Origin of the sequence: Promicromonospora sp. NPDC060271 (genome assembly GCF_042726755.1) — a bacterium.
Classification (GTDB): domain Bacteria; phylum Actinomycetota; class Actinomycetes; order Actinomycetales; family Cellulomonadaceae; genus Promicromonospora.
Genome location: NZ_JBHXBG010000015.1, coordinates 1 through 22272, shown reverse-complemented (window position 1 = coordinate 22272; position 22272 = coordinate 1). Strand labels below are relative to the sequence as shown.

Sequence of the window (22272 nt, the reverse complement as noted above, 5' to 3'; positions counted from 1 at the left end):
ATGGAAAGGTCCCCGGAACGGGCCGGGCGTCTCCGCAACAGCGGGCGCTCGCGTCCGCAGTTGAAGGAGGAAGCGTGACTACGACCAACGGCTCCAACGAGGCGATCCCGACGTTGCAGCTACTCGATCCCCAAGGGAACCGCGTCACCACGCGCGGTTCCAAGGGGTATCGCGACCGCGCTGCGGCCCTGACCACGGAAGACCTTCGTGGCATGTACCGCGACATGGTCCTGACTCGTCGGTTCGACGAAGAGGCGACCTCGCTCCAGCGACAGGGTGAGCTGGCCCTGTTCGCGCCCGCTCGTGGCCAGGAGGCCGCGCAGGTCGGCAGTGCCTACGCGCTGCGGCCGCAGGACTACGTGTTCCCGTCCTACCGGGAGCACGGCGTGCTGCACGTCCGCGGCCTGGACCCTGTCGACCGGCTGCGGTTCTTCCGCGGTTCGGACCACGGTGGCTGGAACCCGACCGAGCACAACACCAGCGTCTACACGATCGTGATCGGCGCGCACACCCTGCACGCCACCGGCTACGCCATGGGCGTCCAGCGGGACAACACCCCGCTCGACAAGCACGACGGCACCGCCGTGATCACCTACTTCGGTGACGGCGCCACCTCGCAGGGCGACGTCAACGAGGCGATGGTCTACGCGGCGGTGAACGACGCACCGGTGGTGTTCTTCCTGCAGAACAACCAGTGGGCCATCTCCGAGCCGACCATCCGGCAGACCAAGACCCCGCTGTACAGGCGGGGCGAGGCGTTCGGCCTGCCCAGCCTGCGGGTCGACGGCAACGACGTGCTCGCCGTGTACGCCGCCACCCAGGAAGCCCTCGAGCGGGCCCGGCTCGGCCAGGGCCCCAGCTTCATCGAGGCCTTCACGTACCGCATGGGTGCCCACACGACGTCGGACGACCCCACCCGCTACCGCACCTCCGAGCAGGAGGAGCTGTGGCGGGGCCGCGACCCGATCGACCGGCTGGGCGCGCTGCTGCGTGCCGAGGGCGCGCTCGACGACGACTTCGAGGCCGAGATCAAGGCGCTGGGCGACGAGCTGGGCGCGAAGCTGCGCACCGGCGTCCGCGCCCTCGACGGCGGCCCGGCCGTCTCGAGCATGTTCGACGACGTGTACGCGACACCCCACGGCACCGTCGCCGCCGAACGTGCCTGGTACGAGGCCTACGACGCCGGCGACCCGCCGGCCCCGCAGTACGCGACAGCGGACTCAGCGCAGGGAGGCGCACGATGACAACCATGGCGGAACGCACGCACACCACGTCCGGCGCCCCGGAACCGGCGTCGGGCATCCAGACGCTCTCGTTCAGCAAGGCGATCAACGAGGGCCTGCGTGCCGCGATGCGGCGCGACGACAAGGTCATGCTCATGGGTGAGGACATCGGCCCGCTGGGCGGCGTCTTCCGCGTGACTGACGGTCTGCAGGCGGAGTTCGGCGAGCAGCGCGTCGTGGACACGCCGCTGGCCGAGTCCGGCATCGTCGGCACCGCCATCGGCCTGGCCATGCGCGGCTACCGGCCGGTCTGCGAGATCCAGTTCGACGGGTTCGTCTTCCCGGCGTTCAACCAGATCACCACGCAGCTCGCCAAGATCCACAACCGCTCGCGCGGTGCGGTGCAGATGCCTGTCGTCATCCGCATCCCGTACGGCGGCGGCATCGGCGGCGTCGAGCACCACGGCGAGAGCCCGGAGTCGCTGTTCGCGCACACCGCGGGTCTGCGCGTGGTCTCCCCGAGCACCCCGCAGGACGCGTTCACGATGATCCAGGAGGCCATCGCCTCCCCGGACCCGGTGCTGTACTTCGAGCCCAAGAGCCGTTACTGGGGCAAGGGCGCGGTCGACCTGGGCGCTCCCATCGGCACGGAGACGCTGAACTCGGCACACGTCGTCCGCCAGGGCACCGACGTCACGTTCGTCGCCTACGGCCCGTCCGTCGCGACGGCGCTCAAGGCCGCCGACGCGCTCGCCGAGGAGGGCCGCTCCGCCGAGGTGCTCGACCTGCGTGCCATCTCGCCGCTCGACACGGCGGCGATCGTCGCGAGCGTGCGCAAGACCGGACGCTGCGTGGTGATCCACGAGGCACCCGTGTTCTTCGGGGCGGGCGCCGAGATCGCGGCCCGGGTCACCGAGGAGTGCTTCTACGCTCTCGAGGCGCCCGTGCTCCGCGTGGGCGGCTTCCACACCCCGTACCCGGTGGCCAAGCACGAGCACGAGTACCTGCCGAGCGTGGACCGTGTGCTCGACGCCGTCGACCGCGCCTTCGCGCACTGACCTGTGAGCGACAGATGAACCAGCCACGGATTTGCTGTTTGGATGAGCCGAGTGAGCGGAGAGTGAGCCCAGAGTGAGTTCGAAGACCCAGAGGTTCCCGCTCCCCGACGTCGGTGAGGGCCTTACCGAGGCCGAGATCGTCGAGTGGCAGGTCGCAGTCGGCGACACCGTCGAGGTCAACCAGACGATCGTGGAGATCGAGACGGCGAAGTCGCTCGTCGACCTGCCGTCGCCGTGGACGGGAACGGTGTCCGCCCTGCTCGTCGAGGCGGGCACCACCGTGGACGTCGGCACCCCGATCATCGAGATCACGGTGTCCGACGACGCCGACGGCCCCGCCGGGTCGACCCCGAACGGCGCCGCCTCGGCCGCCGGCGGCGCACCCGCGGCCGCCCAGGACGAGAGCTCCGGATCGGTGCTCGTCGGCTACGGCACCGTCGAGGCGAAGGCCAGCGGCCGCCGGCGTCGGCACCAGGTGGGCGCGCCCGCCCCTGCGCCGGTCGCCCCGGCACCCGTAGCGGTGGCCGAGACCCGCGCACCCGCGCCGGTGGCAGCCCCCGTGGCGGCCGCTCCGGTGCGGGTGGCGGCACCGGCGTCGGACACCGGGACCACCACGGCCGCGAGGGCGCGGGTGCTGGCGAAGCCGCCGGTCCGCAAGCTAGCCAAGGACCTGGGGGTGGACCTGGCGGGCGTGCACGCGTCGGGTCCGGGCGGCATCGTGACGCGCGAGGACGTGGTCGCCCACGCCGAGCGCTCGACGGCGGCGACCCTCACCCACTACCCGGACGACGAGCCGTGGCTCGCCTCCGGCGTGGTCTCGCCGGACGGGCGGCAGACGCGCGTCCCGGTGCGGTCGGTGCGCAAGCGCACCGCCGAGGCGATGGTCGCCAGCGCCTTCACGGCACCGCACGTGACGGTGCTGCACACCATCGACGTCACGAAGACCATGAAGCTCGTGGCGAACCTCAGGGAGGACCGCGACTTCGCGGACGTCAAGGTCACGCCGCTGCTGGTTGCGGCAAAGGCGGTGCTGCTCGCCGTGAAGCGGCACCCGCAGATCAACGCCTCCTGGGACGACGCGGCGCAGGAGATCGTCTACAAGCACTACGTGAACCTCGGCATCGCCGCGGCGACGCCTCGCGGGCTCGTGGTGCCGAACATCAAGGACGCGCACACGCTCGACCTGCTCGGCATCGCGAAGGCGCTCGCCGGGCTGACGGCGACCGCACGGGCCGGCCGTACCTCCGTCACGGACATGTCCGACGGCACCATCACGATCACGAACCTGGGTGTCTTCGGCATCGACACGGGCACGCCCATCCTCAACCCGGGGGAGGCGGGGATCCTCGCCTTCGGCGCGATCCGCAAGCAGCCCTGGGTGCACAAGGGCAAGGTGAAGCCGCGCTGGGTCACGCAGCTCAGCTTCAGCTTCGACCACCGGCTGGCCGACGGCGAGCTGGGTGCGCGGTTCATCAAGGACGTCGCACGGGTGCTCGAGGAGCCGGCCCACGGCCTCGTCTGGGGCTGAACCGAGCTGAACCGGGCTGAGCCGAGCCGAGAACGAGTCAGACCCCCAGGTCGGGTGACCTGGGGGTCTGACTCGTAGTACGACCGGGGCAGTGCGCTCGTCCGGATCCGTCTGGGAGATCCTCGGTGCGGAGAGCGCACTGCTCCGGTATCTCACGGCGAATGAGCTCGATCGCCGTGCCTCATGGAAAGTCTCTGGTCACGTGGCGGTCACGCCACGCGCATCCCTCCGATCGACCGCGGCCGGCCCCGACGACGCTTGCGGCTGCGCACGGTGCCGTCGACGACGATCTCGCCGCCCCAGACACCCCACGGCTCGCGGCGCGCGAGCGCGCCCGCGAGGCACTGCGCCTTCAGCGGGCAGACAGCGCACGCGCGCTTCGCCTCTTCCAGGTCCGCGGGATGTTCCGCGAACCAGAGCTCGGGCTGTTCCGAGCACGGGACGGAGGCGTCGGTCTCGGTGATGATGTTCGCGAGGTCCACACTGGTCACAACGCAGAGGAGGGCTAAAGGGTTGGGTTTGGTGCACAAATCCGCCAAATTCTTCTTCCACTGCGTCGGAACTCCGTCGAAATGCCCGGTTTTCGGGGTCATGGCGTGGTCAACCGGACACCGGAAGACGGTCGGAACGGCCCCGGAGCGCGCCTAGGCTGGTCTGCGTGACGCCGACCGACGCCCGGAACAGGACCAGCAGACCTGCTCGGACGAGCACAGCCAGCGGCCCGACGAGCCCCTCGTGGCTCGTCACCGCCCTGCCCGCCGCCGGCCTCGTGGCGCTCGCGGCGCTCTTCGCCGCGGGTACGTTCTCCGGCGCCTTCACCGCGTTCGCGAACTTCACCGACCCGGGCGTCCTCGTGCGCTGGGGCGCCCCCGTCGCGACGGTGGTCACCGAGCTGGCCGTCGCGCTGACCGTCGGGGCCCTCGCGCTGGCGGCCTTCGTGCTGCCGCGCGGACCGCTGGCCGACCGGGCCCTCGGCGTCGCAGGCGTCGCCGCCGGGGTCTGGACGCTCGCGGCGCTGGTGCAGCTGGTGCTGCGGTTCTCGTGGTCCTGGTACCTGCCGCTGGACGCGGAGGGGTTCGGCCCCGCGCTGATCGAGTACGTGACGACCATCCCCGTGGGTCGTACGTACCTGGGGATAGTCATCGTCGCCGCGCTGACGGCGGCCGTCGCACTGCTGGTCCGCGGCCCGGCGGGCGCGCTGGGCACCATCGCGCTGCCGCTGCTCGCTCTCGGCATGCAGTCCTCGACGGGCCACGCCGCCGGCGCCGCCAGCCACGACGTCGCCATCTCGGCCCTGTTCCTGCACCTCGGGGGTGCTGCCCTCTGGATCGGCGGGCTCGCCGCCATCGCCTTCGTCGGCCTCCGATATGCCGCGACGGCCGACGTGATCCGGCGCTACTCGGAGATCGCGTTCTGGTGCTTCGCCGCCGTCGCGGTCTCGGGCGTCGTCAGCGCCTGGGTCCGGATCGGTTCGCTCGACGGGCTGAGCACCGACTACGGGGTCCTGCTCGTGGTCAAGGCCGCACTGCTGCTCGTCCTCGGCGGCCTCGGCTATCTGCACCGCAGCACCGTGGTCTCCCGGCTCTCCGCCGCTACCACCACCAGGAACGCGGCGATCGGCCTGTTCTGGCGACTCGCCGCCGTGGAGGTCGGTGTGATGGGCGCCGTGTCCGGTGTGGCGGTCGCCCTCGGCTCCACGGCACCGCCCGTGCCCGACGAGGCGATCGCCGACCCGACCCCCGCCGAGCTCGTCACCGGCCACCCGCTGCCACCCGAGCCAACCGTGCTGCGCTGGTTCACCGAGTTCCAGTGGGACGTCATCGTCGCGTTCGCGTGTGCGGCCGCCGTTCTCGTGTACGTGCGCTGGACGCTGCGGCTACGGCGCCGTGGGGATGCCTGGCCGGTCGGCCGCACCATCTCCTGGTGCCTCGGCATCCTGGTCCTGTTCTGGGCCACCAACGGCGGCGCTGCCGCCTACGGGCACGTCCTGTTCAGCGCGCACATGGTGCAGCACATGGTTCTCGCGATGGTGGTGCCGCTGTTCCTCGTGCTGGCCGCGCCCGTCACCCTGCTGCTGCGGGCCGTCCCGGCGCGCATGGACGACTCGCGGGGCCCGCGCGAATGGGTGCTCGTGCTCGTGCACTCCGCGTTCGGCCGGTTCATGGCAAACCCGGTCGTGGCCGCCGTCCTGTTCGCGGGCGGCATGATCGTCTTCTACTTCACGCCCCTGTTCGAGCTCGCGCTCACGACCTACGCGGGCCACCTGTGGATGATCGTCCACTTCACGCTCGTCGGATACCTCTTCGCCAACGCGCTGGTCGGCGTCGACCCGGGGCCGTCGCGCCCCGGGTACCCCCTGCGGCTCGTGCTCCTGTTCGCCACCATGGCGTTCCACGCCTTCTTCGGCGTCACGCTCACCTCGGGCACCGCCCTGCTCGTGCCCGACTGGTTCGGGCTCATGGGCCGCCCCTGGGGGCCCAGCGCGATCGAGGACCAGCAGAAGGGCGGCGCCGTCGCCTGGGGTATCGGCGAGCTGCCGACCCTGCTGCTCGCGGTGGGCGTCGCGATCTCCTGGACCCGGTCCGACGCGCGCGAGGCCAAACGGAACGACCGCAAGGCGGAACGGGACGGCGACGCCGAGCTGGAGGCGTACAACAAGATGCTGGCCGAGAAGGCCAGACGGGCGGACTCCTGAAGCCCTGGTCGTGGGCGGGACCGCTGCGCCTGGAACGGGCGCACAGGCGCAAAAATCGCGCCCACAACCAGGTGCGCGCGTGGTAGACGTGTTCAGTGAGCGAATCTCCGCAGACCCCGTTCCACGACCTCGACCACTACGTGGCGATCCCACGCCTCGCCGGCCTCACGGCCAGCCCGGACGGCACCCGTGTCGTCGCAACGGTCCAGACGCTCGACGCCGAGCGCACCGGCTACCGCACGACCCTCTGGGAGCTCGATCCGGCGGGTGAGGCGCCGGCCCGGCGGCTCACCCGTTCCACGAAGGGCGAGTCGTCCGCCGTCTTCACCCGTTCGGGCGACCTGCTCTTCACCTCGGCCAGGCCCGACCCGGACGGCGGCCCGGCCGGCTCGGCCACCGAGCCGACGTCGGCCCTCTGGCTCCTGCCCGCCCACGGCGGCGAGGCCCGTGTCATCGCGGCCCCGGTCGGCGGCGTGTCGGGGGCGCTCGCCGCCCGCGGCGCCGACACGGTGAGCATCGCGACGAGCCTCCTGCCCTCCGCGAAGGGCCTGACCCAGGACGCCGAGCTCCGCAAGGCCCGCAAGGACCAAAAGGTCTCCGCGATCCTGCACACGGGCTACCCCGTGCGGTTCTGGGACCACGACCTCGGACCCGACCAGGTGCGGCGCTTCGCCGGCGACCTCACGACGCTCACCGACGAGCCGGCGTCTCCGCTGCCCGACGCCCCCGGGACCACGGACGCCAAGGACGAGACCGCCGAGGAGGAGAACCCCTCGGGCAAGCACCTCGACCTGCGTGATCTCACGGGCCCGGGCCGCCACCTCGAGGAGCACTCCGCGGACCTGTCGGCCGACGGCACCACGCTGGTCACCACCTGGAGCGTGCCCGACGCCGGTGCGGCGACCCGCAGCACGCTCGTCGTCGTCGACACGGTGACCGGCGACCGCCGGGTGCTCGTCGACGACCCGGACGCCGACGCCGGGGACCCGCGCATCTCGCCCGACGGCGCCTGGGTCGCCTACGTGACCGAGTCGATCTCGTCCCCGACCGAGGCTCCCGTGATCCGGCTGGCCCTCGTGCCCACCGACGGCTCCGCCGAGCCGGTCGTGCTCGCCGACGACTGGGACCGCTGGCCCGGCCGGCCCACCTGGCTCCCGGACGGCAGCGGCCTCCTGGTCCAGGCCGACGACGACGGTCGCGGGCCGGTCTTCGTCCTCACGTTCTCGGGGGCTCTGCCGGGCAGCGACGTCACCGTCGAGAAGCTGACCGCCGACGACGCGGTCTTCTCCGACCTCTCCGTCACGTCCGACGGCACCACGCTGTTCGGACTGCGCGCCTCCTACGCGGCGCCGGCCGAGCCCGTGCGGATCGACCTGGGGGGCTTCCTCGCCTCGGGCGCACCGGGGGAGCGGACGCCGGTCGCCGCCACGCCGCTGCGCTCGCCGGTGGCGGTTCCCGCGCTGCCGGGCCGCCTCACCGAGATCGAGACCAGCGCGGAGGACGGTTCCCGGGTGCGCGCCTGGCTGGCGCTGCCCGCCGACGCCGGCCCCGAGGCCAAGGCCCCGCTCCTGCTCTGGATCCACGGCGGCCCGCTGAGCTCCTGGAACGCCTGGAGCTGGCGCTGGAACCCGTGGCTGATGGTCGCCAAGGGGTACGCGGTGCTGCTGCCCGACCCTGCGCTGTCCACCGGCTACGGCCAGGAGTTCATCCAGCGCGGGTGGGGTGCCTGGGGCCAGGCGCCCTTCACGGACCTCATGGCCATCACCGACGCCGCCGAGGCTCTGCCGGAGATCGACGAGACGCGTACGGCGGCCATGGGCGGCTCGTTCGGCGGCTACATGGCGAACTGGGTGGCCGGGCACACCGACCGATTCAAGGCGGTCGTGACGCACGCGAGCCTGTGGGCGCTGGACCAGTTCGGCCCCACCACCGACGCCGGCTACTACTGGGCGCGCGAGATGACGCCGGAGATGGCGCTGGAGAACAGCCCGCACCTCGCGGTGGGGGAGATCCGCACCCCGATGCTGGTCATCCACGGCGACAAGGACTACCGCGTCCCGGTCGGCGAGGGCCTGCGCCTGTGGTTCGAGCTGCTGACGAAGTCGGGTCTGCCCGCCTCCGACGACGGCGAGACCGAGCACCGCTTCCTGTACTTCCCGGACGAGAACCACTGGGTGCTCACGCCGCAGAACGCGAAGGTCTGGTACCAGGTGGTCTCGGCGTTCCTGGCGGAGCAGGTGCTGGGCGAGACGCCGGAGCTCCCGACGACCCTCGGCTGACCCAACCACAGGTATGCCGAAGTAGAGCGTCTGTCCGGACAGGCGCTCTACTTCGGCAACCCGAGGATGCGTCCGGACAGGCGCTCTACTTAGGCATGCCTGTGGTTCAGCCTGCTCGGACCGCGCCGACGACGCGCACGCGCACGGCGACGTCGTTGATCTCCTCCGGGACCTTGTCCACGAGGCGGGGGTCCGTCACGTTGATCTGAAGGACCCAGCTTCCGCCGGAGCCGGTCACCTGCTCCACCGAGACCTCCTCGGCCAGGACCTCGACCGATGATCTACCGGACGTGCCGGACTTCGCGTGCTTCTGTGCTGGGTACTCGCGCGGGGGCTGCCCGAGAGACGTCGTGAACTCAGGGGCGACGCCAACTCCGATCACACCGTCGAGCCCGGTCACTTTTTGCCGTAATGCGGCTTTTGCGGACCGAGCCTCGTCGAGTGTTGCCATCCCGATCACCTCCTGGTCATCCATTGTGTCCCCCGTGTCTACCCCCTCGCTCGCCGTTCCCCGCCGGTCGAGCCGCCCTCCAGGAGGTCCGCAGCGCCTTCGCAGGTCAGCGGGTTTGCGTTGCTCGACGCGCCGCGCGGACACGCCAGGGCTCCCGACCGCAGGGGCCGACACGCCCGGCACGGGAAACGCTGGTGCGCATACCGAACGCCCTCGAACGGGGCCTCAGGCGAACGGACCAGACAGCTCCCCGGCCAGCTCGACCCCCAGGATCTCGAGCACCTGGTCGATCGGGTTGGCATAGGTGAGTCCCTTGCCGCTGGGCCCGCCGGACTCCGACCCGGCGAACAGGAGACCGAGCGCCACGCCGTCCTCGCGGTACACGAGAGCACCCGAGTCGCCGCCACGCGAGAACGGCTGGTCGTCGAGGCTCTCGATCTCGATCTGGTCGTCGAAGCTGAGCGCGCCGAGATCCTCGTAGCCCACTATGACGTCGTCCAGCTCGATGGCGGTGACCCGCCCGCGGGTGACCGACGTCGTGCGGCCCACCTTGCCGACGATCTCGCCGCCGAGGGCACGCGCGGTCTTGACCACGCGTCCGACCGGGTAGTCGAAGTCGACCGGGACGCGGTCCAGGCGCGCGATGGCGGCGTCCGTGTAGGCGGGCTCCAGCGCATCCAGGTCCACCACCTGGGTCAGCTCGCCGATCCGGTCGCCCGGCGCCAGGCCGCCGTCCGCCGGCCCGGGCTGCAGGACGACGTCGCCGGGCCTGGCCTCGGGGGATCCGGCCAGCACGTGGTAGTTCGACAGCGCGTACAGCTGACCGTCCCCTGCACGGTCGCCGCCGCCGGGGGCCGCGCGCGTCACGAACGCGCCGAGCGTTCCCGCCGTCACCCCCACGTGGCCGATGGAGATGCCTGGCCGCAGCGGACGGCGCCGGTCCGTGTCACCGTCGGCCTGCGACGTCGGCGCGGGCGGGCGCGGGCCCAGCTCGCTCACCGGCCGGATGCGCCCGGTCCGCCGGACGTCGGCCTCGGGGCCGATCTCCGCCGAGACCTTGCGCACTATCGAGCGGGCCCGGGGAATCCCCAGGCGGTAGCGGACGGCGATGCCGAAACCGCCACCCGCCTGGGGCACGAGTCCCAGCGCGAGCGTGGGAGCGCGTACGACGTCGGCAGCCTCCGACTCCGACTGCGCGCCCAGGGACCGCGGTGTCGCCACAACTCCGTGCTTCTCGGCGAGCTCTCGGGCGAAGGCTGCGAGCTGCTCCTTCATCTTCCTGGCCTGGTCGCGGTCCATGCCCTGATCCTCTCCTCACCCACCAACACACACGGTTCCGACGGGGGCGACACGCCGGTCTGCCCCAGAAAGTCATCCGATAGGCGGATATCGCCCCGCCAGGTTTGCGCGGTACGTTCCTCTGCTACCACCCAACCATGGCCGGGTGAAAGCCAGGAAGACTTGGGATGTCACAAAACATCCTCGGAAAACCTCCTGAATCGTTGGCGGTGCCCGCACTGGACGCCGGTGAACACGGAACGGCGAGAAATGATCGGGACGATGGACGAGACGCGGAGCGCGCGGGTAACCCGCGCCGACGTGCGCCAGGCCCTCATGTGGGCCCTCGAGCGGGACCGCGCAGCCCTGCTCGAGCACCGGGCCGCAGTGCACTCCAGCAAGAGCGATCTCACCCGCCGGCGCGCCGACAAGGCCCTCGTCGAGCAGTGGCGCGCCCGCAGGCCGGACACCGGACAGGACAGCGCGCCCCGGGAGTGACAATGGGCCCGTGCGTACAGGAGCCCAGAACCTTCCCCGGGTCCGCGCGTCCGAGCTCGTCGGGCGCGGCTGGCTGAACACCGGCGGCAAAGAGCTGTCGTTGGCCGACTTTCGAGGCCGTGTCCTGATCCTGGACTTCTGGACCTTCTGCTGCATCAACTGCCTGCACGTCCTCGACGAGCTGCGTGAGGTCGAGGAGCAGCACCGCGACGAGCTCGTCATCGTGGGCGTGCACTCGCCCAAGTTCGAGCACGAGGCGGACCCCGAGGCGCTCGCGGCCGCCGTCGAGCGGTACGAGGTGCGACACCCGGTCCTGGACGACCCGGAGCTGGTCACCTGGGGCGCGTACACCGCGCGGGCCTGGCCGACGCTCGTGGTCATCGACCCTGAGGGCTACATCGTCGCGCAGATGGCGGGCGAGGGGCACGGCTCAGCGATAGCCGCCCTGGTGGCCGAGCTGATCGCCGAGCACTCCGCCAAGGGCACGCTGCGCCGTGGGGCGGGGCCCTACGTGCCGCCCGCTCCGGCGTCGGGCACGCTGCGGTTCCCCGCGAAGGCTCTCGCCCTGCCGAACGGCAATCTCCTGGTCGCGGACGCCGGGCACCACTCGCTGGCCGAGCTCGCGCCGGACGCCGAGACGCTTCTGCGGCGCATCGGCTCCGGCGAGCGCGGTCTGGTGGACGGCGGACCGGACGAGGCGCGGTTCTCGGAGCCGAACGGCCTGTGCCTGGTGCCGGACGACCTCACGGCGAGCCTCGGCTACGACGTCGTGGTCGCCGACACCGTCAACCACACGCTGCGCGGCGTGCGCCTCGCGGACGGCGCCGTCTTCACCGTCGCGGGCACGGGCCGGCAGTTCATGGTGGGCGGCCAGGAGAACGTGCTGCGTTCCGGCCGGATCGACGAGAACCCGGCAGTGCCAGGGACCCGGCTCGTCCCGGACCTGGACGGTGCGGCCATGCCGTTCCACGCCGGGGAGGACCACCCCGCGCGCACCGTGAACCTCTCGTCGCCATGGGACGTCGAGTGGTCGGCCGAGCTCGGGGCCTTTGTCGTGGCCATGGCCGGCAACCACACGCTCTGGGCGTTCGACCCCGTCGCGCGCGAGGGGCACGGGAGCGTGCGCCTGCTCGCCGGGACCATGAACGAGGGGCTCGAGGACGGGCCGGGTGCCGGCGCCTGGTTCGCGCAGCCGTCCGGCCTGGCGCGGGCCGCTGACGGGTCCGTCTGGCTCGCGGACTCGGAGACGTCGGCGCTGCGCCGGATCCTCCCGGCGGACGACGGTGGCGCGGAGATCCGCACCGCCGTCGGTCAGGGCCTCTTCGACTTCGGGCACCGCGACGGCGCCGCCGACCAGGCGCTGCTGCAGCACCCGCTCGGCGTGGCCACGCTGCCCGACGGCTCCATCGTCGTCGCCGACACGTACAACGGCGCGCTGCGCCGCTACGACCCCGCCACCGCCGAGGTGACCACCCTGGCCAAGGACCTGGCGGAACCGTCGGACGTGCTCGTGGAGGTGGTGGACGGCGCGGTGCACCTGGTCGTCGTCGAGTCGGCGGCCCACCGGCTCACGCGGATCGCGCTCCCGGCGGGTCTGGCGGGCGAGGTGCTGGACGGCGGTGCGCACCGGATGGCCCGGCCCGCGACCGACGTCGGTGCCGGACCGCTCCGGCTCGACGTGCCCTTCGCACCCGCGCCGGGACAGAAGCTCGACGACCGGTGGGGCCCGTCGACGTCGCTCCAGGTCAGCGCCACCCCGCCCGAGCTGCTGCTGTCCGGCGCCGGCAACGGCACCGACCTGTTCCGCGACCTGGTGATCAACCCAGAGGTGGCCGAGGGCGTGCTGCACGTGACGGCCAAGGCGGCGTCGTGCGACGAGGTGCCCCTCCTGCCGAACGGCGAGCCCGACCCGGACGTGTTCCCTGCCTGCCACCTGGTGCAGCAGGACTGGGGCGTCCCGGTCCGTGTGGTGCCGGACGGCGACGCCGGCCTCACGCTCCCGCTCCGCGGCTGACCCGTCACGGGTCAGACCCGAACGTCACCCGAGTGACCCGAGGGTCCGACACGTCCTAGGGTCGGGCCCATGGTGCGCACCGTGGTGTTCGACGTCGGAGAGACGCTGATCGACGAGTCCCGGATCTGGCTCGGCTGGGCCGCGCGGCTCGGGGTACCGCCGCTCACGTTCCTCGGCGTGCTCGGCGGCTGTGCCGCGCTCGACCTGCCGCACGGAGAAGCGTTCGAGATGCTGCGGCCGGGTCTTGACCTGGAGACCGAGATCGCCCGCTGGGCCCGGGAGGACCCGGACGGCCTGCGCAACGGGTTCGACGCCGACGACCTCTACCCCGACGTCCGGCCGGCCCTGCGCGCACTGCGTGAGGCGGGCTTCGACGTCGTCATCGCGGGGAACCAGCCGCCCGAGGCACGCGCCGCGCTGGAGGCGATGGACCTGCCGGCGAGCGCGATCCGGACCTCCGACGAATGGGGTGTCCAGAAGCCGGAGCCCGGGTTCTTCGCCCGGGTCGCGGAGCTGTCAGGGGTCGCGCCCGAGGAGATCGCCTATGTCGGTGACCGGCTCGACAACGACGTCCTGCCCGCCGCCGACGCCGGGATGCGGCCGATCCTGCTGCGCCGCGGCCCGTGGGGCTACCTCCACGCGCTCCGGCCGGAGGCGGGGCGCGCGACGGTCATCGACTCGCTGACCGAGCTGCCCGGGCTGCTGGCCACGCGAACTGCCTGACCTGTCAGAACCTCACGAACCTTTCAGACCCACAGGTCACTCAGGTGACCTGAGCGTCTGACACCTCCGGTGGGGACTGTCACGGGAGGCGGAACAGGGGGTCACCGGCCTGCACCCGGGCGCCCGGCCGGACCAGCTCCTCCAGGTCCTTCGGCCCGAGGTCCAGGGCGACGACCGGCACAAGGGGCGAGCGGCCGCCGTCGGACACCTCGCGGGGGGACCAGGCGATGAGCTGCTGCCCTGCCGCGACCGTGTCACCCTCCGCGACGAGCAGGTCGAAGCCCGCACCCCCCAGCTGGATCGTGTCTATGCCGAGGTGTACCAGCACACCCCGGCCACCGGCAGGCCCTGCGGGCTCGGCCTGCTCCGATGACCCAGCAGGCGGCACGAGCAGCACGAACGCGTGCGGGTGCAGCTTGACCACCACCCCGGCGCACGGAGCGACCACACGGCCCCCGAGCTCGGGGTCCGGATCGATGGCGAGCCCTGGGCCGACGATGCTCTCCGCGAAGACGGGATCGGGCACGTCGCGCATCGCGACCACCCGTCCGGCGACAGGGGATCCGACGATCAGGGCCTCGGCCATGGTTTCATCTTGCCAGACCGCGGACCTCCATGAGAGCAGCCCTTTGCCTGGCCCGGCTCCCGCCGTCCGGGCCCGGTACGTCCGCCCGACGCGTCCGTCCCCAGCCTCGCCGGTCGCGTTCCCGTCCGGCAAAACCGAGTCTCGCCCGGCGGGGCCCTCGCGTGTAACGTTCCGAGCGCACGCGACGACGAGCCTTTGGGGAGCGTACGGATGACGAGCGAGAGGCTCACGGGGGTCCCGGCGAGCCCGGGGCGCGCAACAGGTCCGGTGGTCCGGATGCCGGCCCGCGTACCCGAGCCGAGAACGACCCGCCTGTCGGGTTCCGCCGACGAAGCCGTTCGTGCCGTCGAAGAGGCCGCCGCCCGGGTGGAGGCCGACCTCGCGGAGCGGGCGAGCCGCGCGTCGGGCACCGCCGCCGATGTGCTCGCCGTGACCGCCGCCATGGCCGCCGACCCGACCCTCGCGGCGGGCGCCGCCCGGCGGGTCCGGGAGGACCGGCTCACCCCGGAGCGCGCGGTGTGGGACGCCGCCGGTTCGGTGGCCAACCAGCTCGAGGCCCTCGGCCCGCCGATGTCGGAGCGCGCCCGCGACGTGCGGGACGTCCGGGACCGCATCGTCGCAGCGCTCACGGGAGCGGCCCCGCCCGGCGTGCCTGACCCGGGGCATCCGTTCGTGCTGGTCGCGAGCGACCTCGCCCCGGCGGACACCGCGATGCTGGATCCGGCAGTGGTCACGGCGGTCGTCACGGCGCGCGGTGGCCCCACCTCGCACATGGCGATCCTGGCCCGTGCCCTCGGCATCCCTGCGGTCGTGGCGCTGCCCGGGGCGGGCGACCTGACCGACGGCGAGGAGATAGTCGTCGACGGCACGGTCGGCGTCGTCCTGCGTGCCCCGTCGCCCGACGAGGTGGAAGGTGCCCGACGCCGCATCACCGCGGCCACCTTCGACGGCAGGGGCGTCACACGTGACGGGTCAGAGGTGGAGCTCGTCGCGAACGTCGCGGACCCCGCGGCAGCCCAGGCGGCCGCTGCCGCCGGTGCGCGCGGCGTCGGCCTGTTCCGCACCGAGTTCTGCTTCCTCGGGCGGGGCGAGGAGCCCAGCGTCGAGGAGCAGGTGACCGCCTACCGGGCGGTCCTGTCCCACTTCCCGGGCCGCCGCGTCGTCGTCCGTACGCTCGACGCGGGTGCCGACAAGCCGCTCCGGTTCCTCACGCCGGACCACGAGGACAACCCGGCGCTCGGTGTCCGCGGGCTGCGCACCGCCGTCGCGCACCCGGACGTGCTGGACCGTCAGCTGGACGCGATCGCGCAGGCGGCTGCCGCCGAGACCGCAGAGGTCTGGGTCATGGCGCCGATGGTCGCGACGGTCGACGAGGCGCGCGACTTCGCGGCCGCCTGCGCGGCACACGGGCTGGAGCAGTCGGGCGTGATGATCGAGACGCCGGCCGCTGCGCTCCAGGCGCGCCACGTCCTGGCCGAGGTGTCGTTCGCGAGCCTCGGCACCAACGACCTCACGCAGTACACGATGGCGGCGGACCGCGACCTGGCCGGCGTCGCCGCGCTGTCCACGCCCTGGCAGCCCGCCGTCCTGCAGCTCGTCCGAGTGGCGTGTGAGGGCGGCGCGATGCATGGTGCTCCCGTGGGCGTGTGCGGCGAGGCGGCGGCAGATCCGCTGCTCGCTCCTGTCCTGGTGGGGTTGGGCGTAACGTCACTGTCCATGACCCCCCGCGCGCTGGCCGACGTCGCAGGCACCCTGGCAGGCGTGTCCCGGGACGAGTGCGTCGAGCTGGCACGGACGGTGCTCGAGTGCTCGACGGCGCAGGCGGCACGCGACGTCGTGCAGGAACGTCTGCTCACTTGAACCCTTGCTCGAACCCCATCTCACCCACCAGTCACATCACAGTCACGTAGGCGCTTTAAGGTGGCCCGCATGCCCGAACCGATTCGGACCGAACCGCACGAGCCCGCTGCACCTGACGTGCAGGTCACACTCTCGACGGCCTCGGTCTTCCCTCGCCGTGTGCCGCTGGCCTTCGAGTCGGCGGCCGAGCTCGGCTATGACGGAGTCGAGGTCATGGTCTGGTCCGAGGAGGTGACCCAGAACCCCCGGACCCTCGCGAAGCTGGCCGCAGACACGGGCATGCCCGTGCGCTCGGTGCACGCGCCGACGCTGCTGGTGAGCCAGCGGGTCTGGGGCCGTTCCCCGGTGGCGAAGCTCGAACGGACCGCGGAGATGGCTCTCGAGCTCGGCGCGGGGACCGTCGTGGTGCACCCGCCGTTCCGCTGGCAGTACAAGTACGCCCGGCAGTTCCAGGAGCAGGTGCGCACGCTGAGCGAGACGTCGGGGGTCACCATCGCCGTCGAGAACATGTACCCGTGGCGCGGCGGTAAGCGCGAGTTCCAGGCGTACCTGCCCGGCTGGGACCCCGCCGAGCACGACTACGACGCCGTGACCCTCGACCTGTCGCACGCGAGCGTGGCGCAGCAGGATGCGCTGACGCTGCTCCACACGTTCGGCGACCGTCTGCGGCACGTGCACCTGGCGGACGGCAACTTCGGTGCCCGGGACGAGCACCTGGTGCCCGGCCGCGGCAGCATGCAGGCCGAGAAGGTGCTCCAGGAGCTGGTCGCGCGGCGCTGGAGCGGCGACGTCTGCGTGGAGATCTCCACGCGCGCGGCGCGCACGGCTGCCGAACGGCACGACGACCTGGCCGCGTCGCTGAAGTTCGCGCGCGCCTACCTGTCCCCGACGCCGCACGAGTTCCAGACTCCGCCCGGCGTGCACCACCGTCCGCACGACGCCTGGTGACGATTTCTGTGATCCTGCTCTCGAAAGGGTTCGATTCTGCGCCTCGACGTGGCTAGACTGGCCCCCGTCGAGAACGTACGGCGCGGCGATCCGCCGCTGGGACCAAGGAGGTGGCGCGCATGACACGCAGCGAGCCTCCGAGTAGTCCGAACCGCAGCTGAGCTGACGGTTCCCCTCCCGCCTTGCTGCGGGTTTTCGCGCGCCGGTGCGCTCCGCCCTTCTCGGGCGTGAGGTCCACCGGTTGTTCGGCCGTCTCCGCTGCGGTGTCCGTTCGCAGTCCTTTTCCTGCGCTCGACCCCCAGGAGTTCCCCATGGCTACGTTCCTGCCCTCCCGCCCTTCTCGTCCGCTGCTCGGCGTCCGGCGCCCGCGCCGCACCGTCGACGTGGTGCCCGACGTCGCCCCGCGTCCCGTCGCGCCGGCCCCCCGCTCGTCGGTGGTCGCCGCCGCGATCTACGACGACGGCGTCCGCACCGCCCGCTACGACAACCTCGCCGAGACGTTCAGCGCGCTGCGCTCACGCCCGGGCGGCATGGCCTGGATCGGGCTGGAGCGGCCGGACGAGGCCGAGCTGACGTCGCTCGCGCGCGAGTTCGACCTGCACCCCCTCGCCATCGAGGACGCGATCCAGGCGCACCAGCGCCCCAAGATCGAGCGTTACGGCGACACCCTGTTCGTGGTGCTGCGCGCCGCCCGCTACCTGGACGCCGCGGAGGAGGTCGAGTTCGGCGAGCTGCACGTCTTCGTCGGCCCCGACTTCGTCGTGACCGTGCGCCACGGCGCCTCGCCGGACCTTGCGGCCGTGCGGAGCCGCCTGGAGTCCGACCGCGAGATGCTCGCGCGGGGGCCCGAGGCCGTCCTGTACGCGATCCTCGACAGCGTCGTGGACGGGTACGCGCCCGTCGTCGCCGGGCTGGACCACGACATCGACGAGATCGAGTCCGACGTCTGGGGCGGCGCCCCGGACGTGTCGCGGCGCATCTACGAGCTGTCGCGCGAGGTCATCGACTTCCAGCGGGCGGTACGGCCGGAGCAGGCGCTGTGCGCCTCGCTCGCCAAGGGTGCCGAGAAGTACGGCGTGGACCCGGAGCTGCAGGCCTACCTGCGTGACGTCGCGGACCACCTCACCGAGGCCGCCGACCGCATCGAGGTCTTCCGGGCCGCGCTGCGCGACATCCTGACGGTCGCCGCCACGCTGGTCGCGCAGCGGCAGAACGAGGAGATGAAGCACCTCTCCGAGGTCAGCATCCGGCAGGGCGAGGAGGTCAAGAAGATCTCGGGCTGGGCGGCCATCCTGTTCGCCCCGACGCTCGTCGGCACGGTCTACGGCATGAACTTCGAGGTCATGCCGGAGCTCGACTGGGCGTACGGCTACCCGATCGCTCTCGTGGCGATGCTGGCCGTGAGCGTCGGGCTGTTCGGCGTCTTCCGCTGGAAGCGCTGGATCTAGGCGTTCGGCGTGAGCCTGCGGTTCCGCTCCGGCTCAGGCCGGGACAGGCTGGGGGACCTCAGGCCGGGACAGGCTGGGGGACACGGGCCCCGACCGCACGCAGCACGAACGACTCCGCCGCGCGGATGGTGCGTTCGCGGGCGAGGGGCTCGTCGGGGATGAGGCGGCCGGACAGGCAGGCGTTGACGAGATGCACCGTCGGCTCGATGTCCTGGGGCGGGAACGTGCCGGCGTCGATCCCGGCCGTGAGGATCCGGCGGAGGATCGCCTCGACGATGTCGGCGTGCTCGCGCAGGCGCTGCTGCGTGGCGCGGGACAGGACCGTCCGCAGGTCGGGACCGGGGGCGAGGTGGAAGACCCGGGTGAGCTGGGCCTGCTGGCGGATGTAGGTGCGCAGCTGCTCCACGGGGTCGTCCACGCCGTCGAGCGCACGCTCCAGCGTGTGGGCGTACTGCTCGGTCTCGTGCGTGATGAACCCGAGGAGCAGCGCTTCCTTGTCGTGGAAGTGGTTGTAGACAGCGGTCCGGCCGACGTGCGCCGCCGCGGCGATGTCGGCCAGGGTGATGGTGTCGAACCCGCGCTCCGCCATGAGGGTGGACAGAGCGGTGAAGAGCTTGTGCCTGGTCATCTGCCGGTGCTCGTGCAGGCTCTTCCCGATGATCTTGGGCATGCTGACATCATATGCACGCTTCGTCAGGTAACTGGAACGCAGGATCGCCGTGCGGGCCTGCTGGGACCGGCCGCAGAGCGGATCTGCGTGGAGACGGCGGCACTAAGCACCCGTATGCCGTCCTTGCGGAGGCCGATGGAGAAACTTCCATCTTCTTGTGCTGAGACTCAGTCGCCAATGAATATCCGAAGACATGCATTTCGGACGCTGCCCCAATAAACCGCGCCTGCTGTCACGAGCGTGTTTCCTCTTTGTAACATGCCTGCATCATCGCGGAAAGTGACCCGCAGTAAAGTGCGCGCATGACATTTCTGGCGGGTGTGATTCCAGCGGAACACGCCTCGGGTCACATTCTGATCCTGCCCAGTACGAACGGCCCTGTCACCGTCAGCGAGCTCGCTGCCGCGTGGTTCTCCGACATCGAGTGGCTCCGAGAACCGACCCGAACCGCGGGCTCTCGGCGGATGGCCGGTGCCAGGTTCCGAGGCATGGCGCAGCCTGACGCGCTGGTGCCTGGTGTCATGCGGCTGGGCGAAGGGCATGTGGCGACCGGCCCGTTCGAGGTCGGCGAGGCGCACCTCGCCGAGCTCGGCATCTCCGCCACGAAGGCCGAGGCGTACTCGGTGGCCCGAGCGGACGGCCTGCGGGACGTCCGCGGCGCGGCTCCGACGTCGTACGGCGACCGGGACGGCATCGCCCGCACCTTCCCGCACGCCCTGCCGCAGGGCGAGGAGCTGCGCATCGTGCAGTGGATGGTCGCCGCGGCCCGCAAGTCCGGTGGCGGAGTGCTCGCGGACGGCAGGCAGCCGCTGGTCCCGGACCCGGCGGCGTCGGTCAACCTGGCTCTCTACGCGGCCCATGTCCTCCTGCCGGGCGACGTGCTGCCGATGCTGCGCTCGCTCATCGCCACCGCGGACGTCTCCGCCGAGCAGGTCACGCCGGACGGGTCCCCGCGCTACACGCTCGCCGGCAGCACCGCGTACGACGGCGCGCTCGTCGTGGACGTGGAGCGCGTCGACCGGGTGCCGCGCGCCCTCGGTGCGCTGGACTGGCGCAGCTACGGGCCGTTCGCCTATCGGCTGAGCTGGGTCCCTGCCGATCCCTACGAGCTGGAGCTCGAGCAGGCGTCCGGGCTGCACGTCATCGCCCGGGCCCGCATGCGTGCCTCCCTCGCCCGCCTCGCGGTGGCGCTCCAGAGCCGGATCGGGGGGATCCTCGTGGACGACGGCGGCTTCATCACCGCGTCGGAGGATCTGGAGGCACGGAGCGACCCGACGGCGGGCGGCGCCCCTGGGTCCCGCGCCTGGGTTTGATCGCCGCATTAGTTATCCACAGATCTTGTCCACAGCCCTGTGGGTGGTACGGGAAATCCGCGCCTGTTCCTGTGGACAGAACTGTGGGCAAAAGTGGGGTGAAAATTACAACGCTGGAGCGGTTGCCGCTCGTGCGACACGCGGATAGAAACGTGGCAATGGTTCGACGATTCGGGTGCAGATGCGGTGCGCTGCAGCAGTACCGACCGGCCCGGGCATCGGACACATGGTTGACCGGAGAACGACAGGACGTCCCGTGCCGCGGCGCGGGCTGTGGATGACGCCACAGGTCCTGAACGGGGCCGGAAGACCGCCCGCGTCCGGACGTCCGTGGAGAACAGGCCTGGTGCTCCAGGCCTGACGGATGCTTCGGGGCCGTGACGTCGACACGGCGCTCTGGTCCTCGCTGAGGGTGGACCACGGGTGCGCGGTTGCGCCAGGGCCCCCGGCCTGCCCCGGGGGCCCTGGCCGTGTCCCGGTCCGGAGACGCCGGACGAGGCACTGGAGGCTCGCACCTGGATCTAGGCTCGGCGCATGAGCAACCTCGAGACCCGGCCGGCCGAACAGGTCTGCGCGGCAGGCGAGCAGGGTGACGGCATCGAGCTCCTCAGCCCACGCGACGTCCCGCTCGGCGGCCCGCGGGCGATGAGAGTGCGGCGCACCATCCCGCAGCGCGCCCGGTCCCTCGTGGGGGCGTGGTGCTTCAGCGACCACTACGGCCCCGACGACGTCTCGGTCGGCGAGGGCATGCAGGTCCCGCCGCACCCGCACACCGGGCTCCAGACGGTGAGCTGGCTCTTCGAGGGCGAGATCCTGCACCGCGACTCCGTCGGCTCGCTGCAGACGGTCCGGCCGGGCGAGCTCAACCTCATGACGGCGGGGGTGGGCATCTCGCACTCGGAGGAGTCGCCCGCCGGGCGCCCGCCCGTCCTGCACGGTGTGCAGCTGTGGACGGCGCTGCCCGGGTCGGCCCTCGGCATCGACCCGCACTTCGAGCACCACGGTGACCTTCCGGTCGTGCGGCACGACGGCGCCGTCGTGCAGGTGTTCATGGGGAGGCTGGCGGTGGCCGGCGAGCAGCTCGCCTCACCCGCGACGACGTACACGCCGCTCGTGGGAGCGCAGATCGACCTGGAGCCGGGCGCGGAGGTGCGGCTCGACGTCGACGCGGACCACGAGCACGCCCTGCTGGTGGACGGCGGCGACGTGACCTTCGAGGGCTGCGCGGTGCCACCGGCAGGCCTCGGCTACGCGGTGCCTGGGCGGTCCACCCTCGTGGTGCGCGCGGCCGCGGGTGCGCCGGCGCGAGCGGTGCTGATCGGCGGTCTGCCCTTCGCCGAGGACGTCATCATGTGGTGGAACTTCATGGGCCGCACGCACGAGGACATCGCGCGGGCCCGCGACGACTGGATGGCGCTGGTCGCGGAGCTGGACCCCTCGGGCGCCTCAGGGGGCGCCGGGGCGACCGGGTACGCCGAAGGCGCCGCCGGTCGTCGCTTCGGCCAGGTGCACGGCTACCCGGCAGGGCCGCTGCGCGCCCCGGCCCTGCCGGACCTGCGCCTCAAGCCGCGAGCGCGGCCGGGCGAGGGCTGAGGTCCGTCAGTCGATGTCGGTGTCGACTGAGCCTGCGGTTCCGCTCCGGGCGCGTGCCTCGTTCCTCGGCCCGCACCCTGCGCTGCACCTTCGGCTCAGGCTCTACC

18 protein-coding genes are annotated in these 22272 nt (G+C 71.9%); 13 read left to right on the top strand and 5 right to left on the bottom strand.

Annotated features, from left to right (window positions below):
- The first annotated feature begins 74 nt into the window (after nt 1-74).
- From pdhA to ACFWE2_RS04165, 3 genes are all read left to right on the top strand, one after another.
- Nucleotides 75-1244, top strand: coding sequence for a pyruvate dehydrogenase (acetyl-transferring) E1 component subunit alpha (gene pdhA, locus ACFWE2_RS04175; RefSeq protein WP_377222953.1), 1170 nt, complete (start codon nt 75-77; stop codon nt 1242-1244).
- 5 nt (nt 1245-1249) lie between these two features.
- Nucleotides 1250-2281, top strand: coding sequence for an alpha-ketoacid dehydrogenase subunit beta (locus tag ACFWE2_RS04170; protein WP_377222952.1), 1032 nt, complete (start codon nt 1250-1252; stop codon nt 2279-2281).
- 73 nt (nt 2282-2354) lie between these two features.
- Nucleotides 2355-3809, top strand: coding sequence for a dihydrolipoamide acetyltransferase family protein (locus tag ACFWE2_RS04165; protein WP_377222951.1), 1455 nt, complete (start codon nt 2355-2357; stop codon nt 3807-3809).
- 209 nt (nt 3810-4018) lie between these two features.
- Here ACFWE2_RS04165 and ACFWE2_RS04160 read toward each other — a convergent pair whose 3' ends face one another.
- Nucleotides 4019-4300, bottom strand: coding sequence for a WhiB family transcriptional regulator (locus tag ACFWE2_RS04160; RefSeq protein WP_377222950.1), 282 nt, complete (start codon nt 4298-4300; stop codon nt 4019-4021).
- Between the two features lie 167 nt (nt 4301-4467).
- Here ACFWE2_RS04160 and ACFWE2_RS04155 point away from each other — a divergent pair, with 167 nt between their 5' ends.
- Together ACFWE2_RS04155 and ACFWE2_RS04150 are read left to right on the top strand one after the other, a co-directional pair.
- On the top strand, nt 4468-6504 hold the full coding sequence (locus ACFWE2_RS04155) for a cytochrome c oxidase assembly protein (protein ID WP_377222949.1): 2037 nt from the start codon (nt 4468-4470) through the stop codon (nt 6502-6504).
- A gap of 95 nt (nt 6505-6599) precedes the next feature.
- Nucleotides 6600-8783: a prolyl oligopeptidase family serine peptidase gene (locus ACFWE2_RS04150; protein WP_377222948.1), complete on the top strand. Its 2184-nt coding sequence runs from the start codon at nt 6600-6602 to the stop codon at nt 8781-8783.
- 106 nt (nt 8784-8889) lie between these two features.
- Here the strand turns inward: ACFWE2_RS04150 and ACFWE2_RS04145 are convergent, their stop codons facing one another.
- On the bottom strand, nt 8890-9234 hold the full coding sequence (locus ACFWE2_RS04145; RefSeq protein ID WP_377222947.1) for a hypothetical protein: 345 nt from the start codon (nt 9232-9234) through the stop codon (nt 8890-8892).
- A 225-nt stretch (nt 9235-9459) separates the two neighbouring features.
- A complete protein-coding gene (locus ACFWE2_RS04140) occupies nt 9460-10533 on the bottom strand; it encodes a hypothetical protein (protein WP_377222946.1) in 1074 nt (357 codons plus the stop codon).
- Between the two features lie 261 nt (nt 10534-10794).
- Between ACFWE2_RS04140 and ACFWE2_RS04135 the strand changes: the two genes are divergently transcribed.
- The 3 genes from ACFWE2_RS04135 (at nt 10795) to ACFWE2_RS04125 (ending at nt 13747) form a co-directional block, all read left to right on the top strand.
- Complete coding sequence (locus ACFWE2_RS04135; RefSeq protein ID WP_377222945.1) at nt 10795-11010, top strand: hypothetical protein; 216 nt, start codon at nt 10795-10797, stop codon at nt 11008-11010.
- 10 nt (nt 11011-11020) lie between these two features.
- Nucleotides 11021-13024, top strand: a complete 2004-nt coding sequence (locus tag ACFWE2_RS04130) for an NHL domain-containing thioredoxin family protein (RefSeq protein ID WP_377222944.1) — start codon at nt 11021-11023, stop codon at nt 13022-13024.
- Between the two features lie 69 nt (nt 13025-13093).
- Nucleotides 13094-13747: an HAD family hydrolase gene (locus ACFWE2_RS04125; RefSeq protein ID WP_377222943.1), complete on the top strand. Its 654-nt coding sequence runs from the start codon at nt 13094-13096 to the stop codon at nt 13745-13747.
- Between the two features lie 79 nt (nt 13748-13826).
- Here the strand turns inward: ACFWE2_RS04125 and ACFWE2_RS04120 are convergent, their stop codons facing one another.
- Nucleotides 13827-14333 carry a PTS glucose transporter subunit IIA gene (locus ACFWE2_RS04120; protein ID WP_377222942.1) on the bottom strand — a complete coding sequence of 169 codons (507 nt, stop codon included), beginning with the start codon at nt 14331-14333 and terminating at the stop codon, nt 13827-13829.
- Between the two features lie 210 nt (nt 14334-14543).
- On the opposite strand from ACFWE2_RS04120, the gene ptsP reads away from it, so the two are divergent.
- From ptsP to ACFWE2_RS04105, 3 genes are all read left to right on the top strand, one after another.
- Nucleotides 14544-16193: a phosphoenolpyruvate--protein phosphotransferase gene (gene ptsP, locus ACFWE2_RS04115; RefSeq protein WP_377222941.1), complete on the top strand. Its 1650-nt coding sequence runs from the start codon at nt 14544-14546 to the stop codon at nt 16191-16193.
- A gap of 69 nt (nt 16194-16262) precedes the next feature.
- On the top strand, nt 16263-17141 hold the full coding sequence (locus ACFWE2_RS04110; protein WP_377222940.1) for a sugar phosphate isomerase/epimerase family protein: 879 nt from the start codon (nt 16263-16265) through the stop codon (nt 17139-17141).
- 311 nt (nt 17142-17452) lie between these two features.
- Nucleotides 17453-18589, top strand: a complete 1137-nt coding sequence (locus ACFWE2_RS04105) for a magnesium and cobalt transport protein CorA (protein ID WP_377222939.1) — start codon at nt 17453-17455, stop codon at nt 18587-18589.
- Between the two features lie 58 nt (nt 18590-18647).
- On the opposite strand, the gene ACFWE2_RS04100 is transcribed toward ACFWE2_RS04105, so the two are convergent.
- Nucleotides 18648-19259, bottom strand: a complete 612-nt coding sequence (locus ACFWE2_RS04100; RefSeq protein WP_377222938.1) for a TetR/AcrR family transcriptional regulator — start codon at nt 19257-19259, stop codon at nt 18648-18650.
- 488 nt (nt 19260-19747) lie between these two features.
- Here ACFWE2_RS04100 and ACFWE2_RS04095 point away from each other — a divergent pair, with 488 nt between their 5' ends.
- Together ACFWE2_RS04095 and ACFWE2_RS04090 are read left to right on the top strand one after the other, a co-directional pair.
- Nucleotides 19748-20572: a hypothetical protein gene (locus tag ACFWE2_RS04095; protein WP_377222937.1), complete on the top strand. Its 825-nt coding sequence runs from the start codon at nt 19748-19750 to the stop codon at nt 20570-20572.
- Nucleotides 20573-21106: 534 nt separating this feature from the next.
- Nucleotides 21107-22165: a pirin family protein gene (locus tag ACFWE2_RS04090; protein WP_377222936.1), complete on the top strand. Its 1059-nt coding sequence runs from the start codon at nt 21107-21109 to the stop codon at nt 22163-22165.
- Nucleotides 22166-22272 lie beyond the last annotated feature (107 nt).

Coding starts and splice junctions, on each gene's coding strand:
- ACFWE2_RS04170 (WP_377222952.1), top strand. CDS start 1,250: ATGGCGGAACGCACGCACACCACGTCCGGCGCCCCGGAACCGGCGTCG.
- ACFWE2_RS04145 (WP_377222947.1), bottom strand. CDS start 9,234: ATGGCAACACTCGACGAGGCTCGGTCCGCAAAAGCCGCATTACGGCAA.
- ACFWE2_RS04140 (WP_377222946.1), bottom strand. CDS start 10,533: ATGGACCGCGACCAGGCCAGGAAGATGAAGGAGCAGCTCGCAGCCTTC.
- ACFWE2_RS04135 (WP_377222945.1), top strand. CDS start 10,795: ATGGACGAGACGCGGAGCGCGCGGGTAACCCGCGCCGACGTGCGCCAG.
- ACFWE2_RS04125 (WP_377222943.1), top strand. CDS start 13,094: ATGGTGCGCACCGTGGTGTTCGACGTCGGAGAGACGCTGATCGACGAG.
- ACFWE2_RS04120 (WP_377222942.1), bottom strand. CDS start 14,333: ATGGCCGAGGCCCTGATCGTCGGATCCCCTGTCGCCGGACGGGTGGTC.
- ptsP (WP_377222941.1), top strand. CDS start 14,544: ATGACGAGCGAGAGGCTCACGGGGGTCCCGGCGAGCCCGGGGCGCGCA.
- ACFWE2_RS04110 (WP_377222940.1), top strand. CDS start 16,263: ATGCCCGAACCGATTCGGACCGAACCGCACGAGCCCGCTGCACCTGAC.
- ACFWE2_RS04105 (WP_377222939.1), top strand. CDS start 17,453: ATGGCTACGTTCCTGCCCTCCCGCCCTTCTCGTCCGCTGCTCGGCGTC.
- ACFWE2_RS04100 (WP_377222938.1), bottom strand. CDS start 19,259: ATGCCCAAGATCATCGGGAAGAGCCTGCACGAGCACCGGCAGATGACC.
- ACFWE2_RS04095 (WP_377222937.1), top strand. CDS start 19,748: ATGGCGCAGCCTGACGCGCTGGTGCCTGGTGTCATGCGGCTGGGCGAA.
- ACFWE2_RS04090 (WP_377222936.1), top strand. CDS start 21,107: ATGAGCAACCTCGAGACCCGGCCGGCCGAACAGGTCTGCGCGGCAGGC.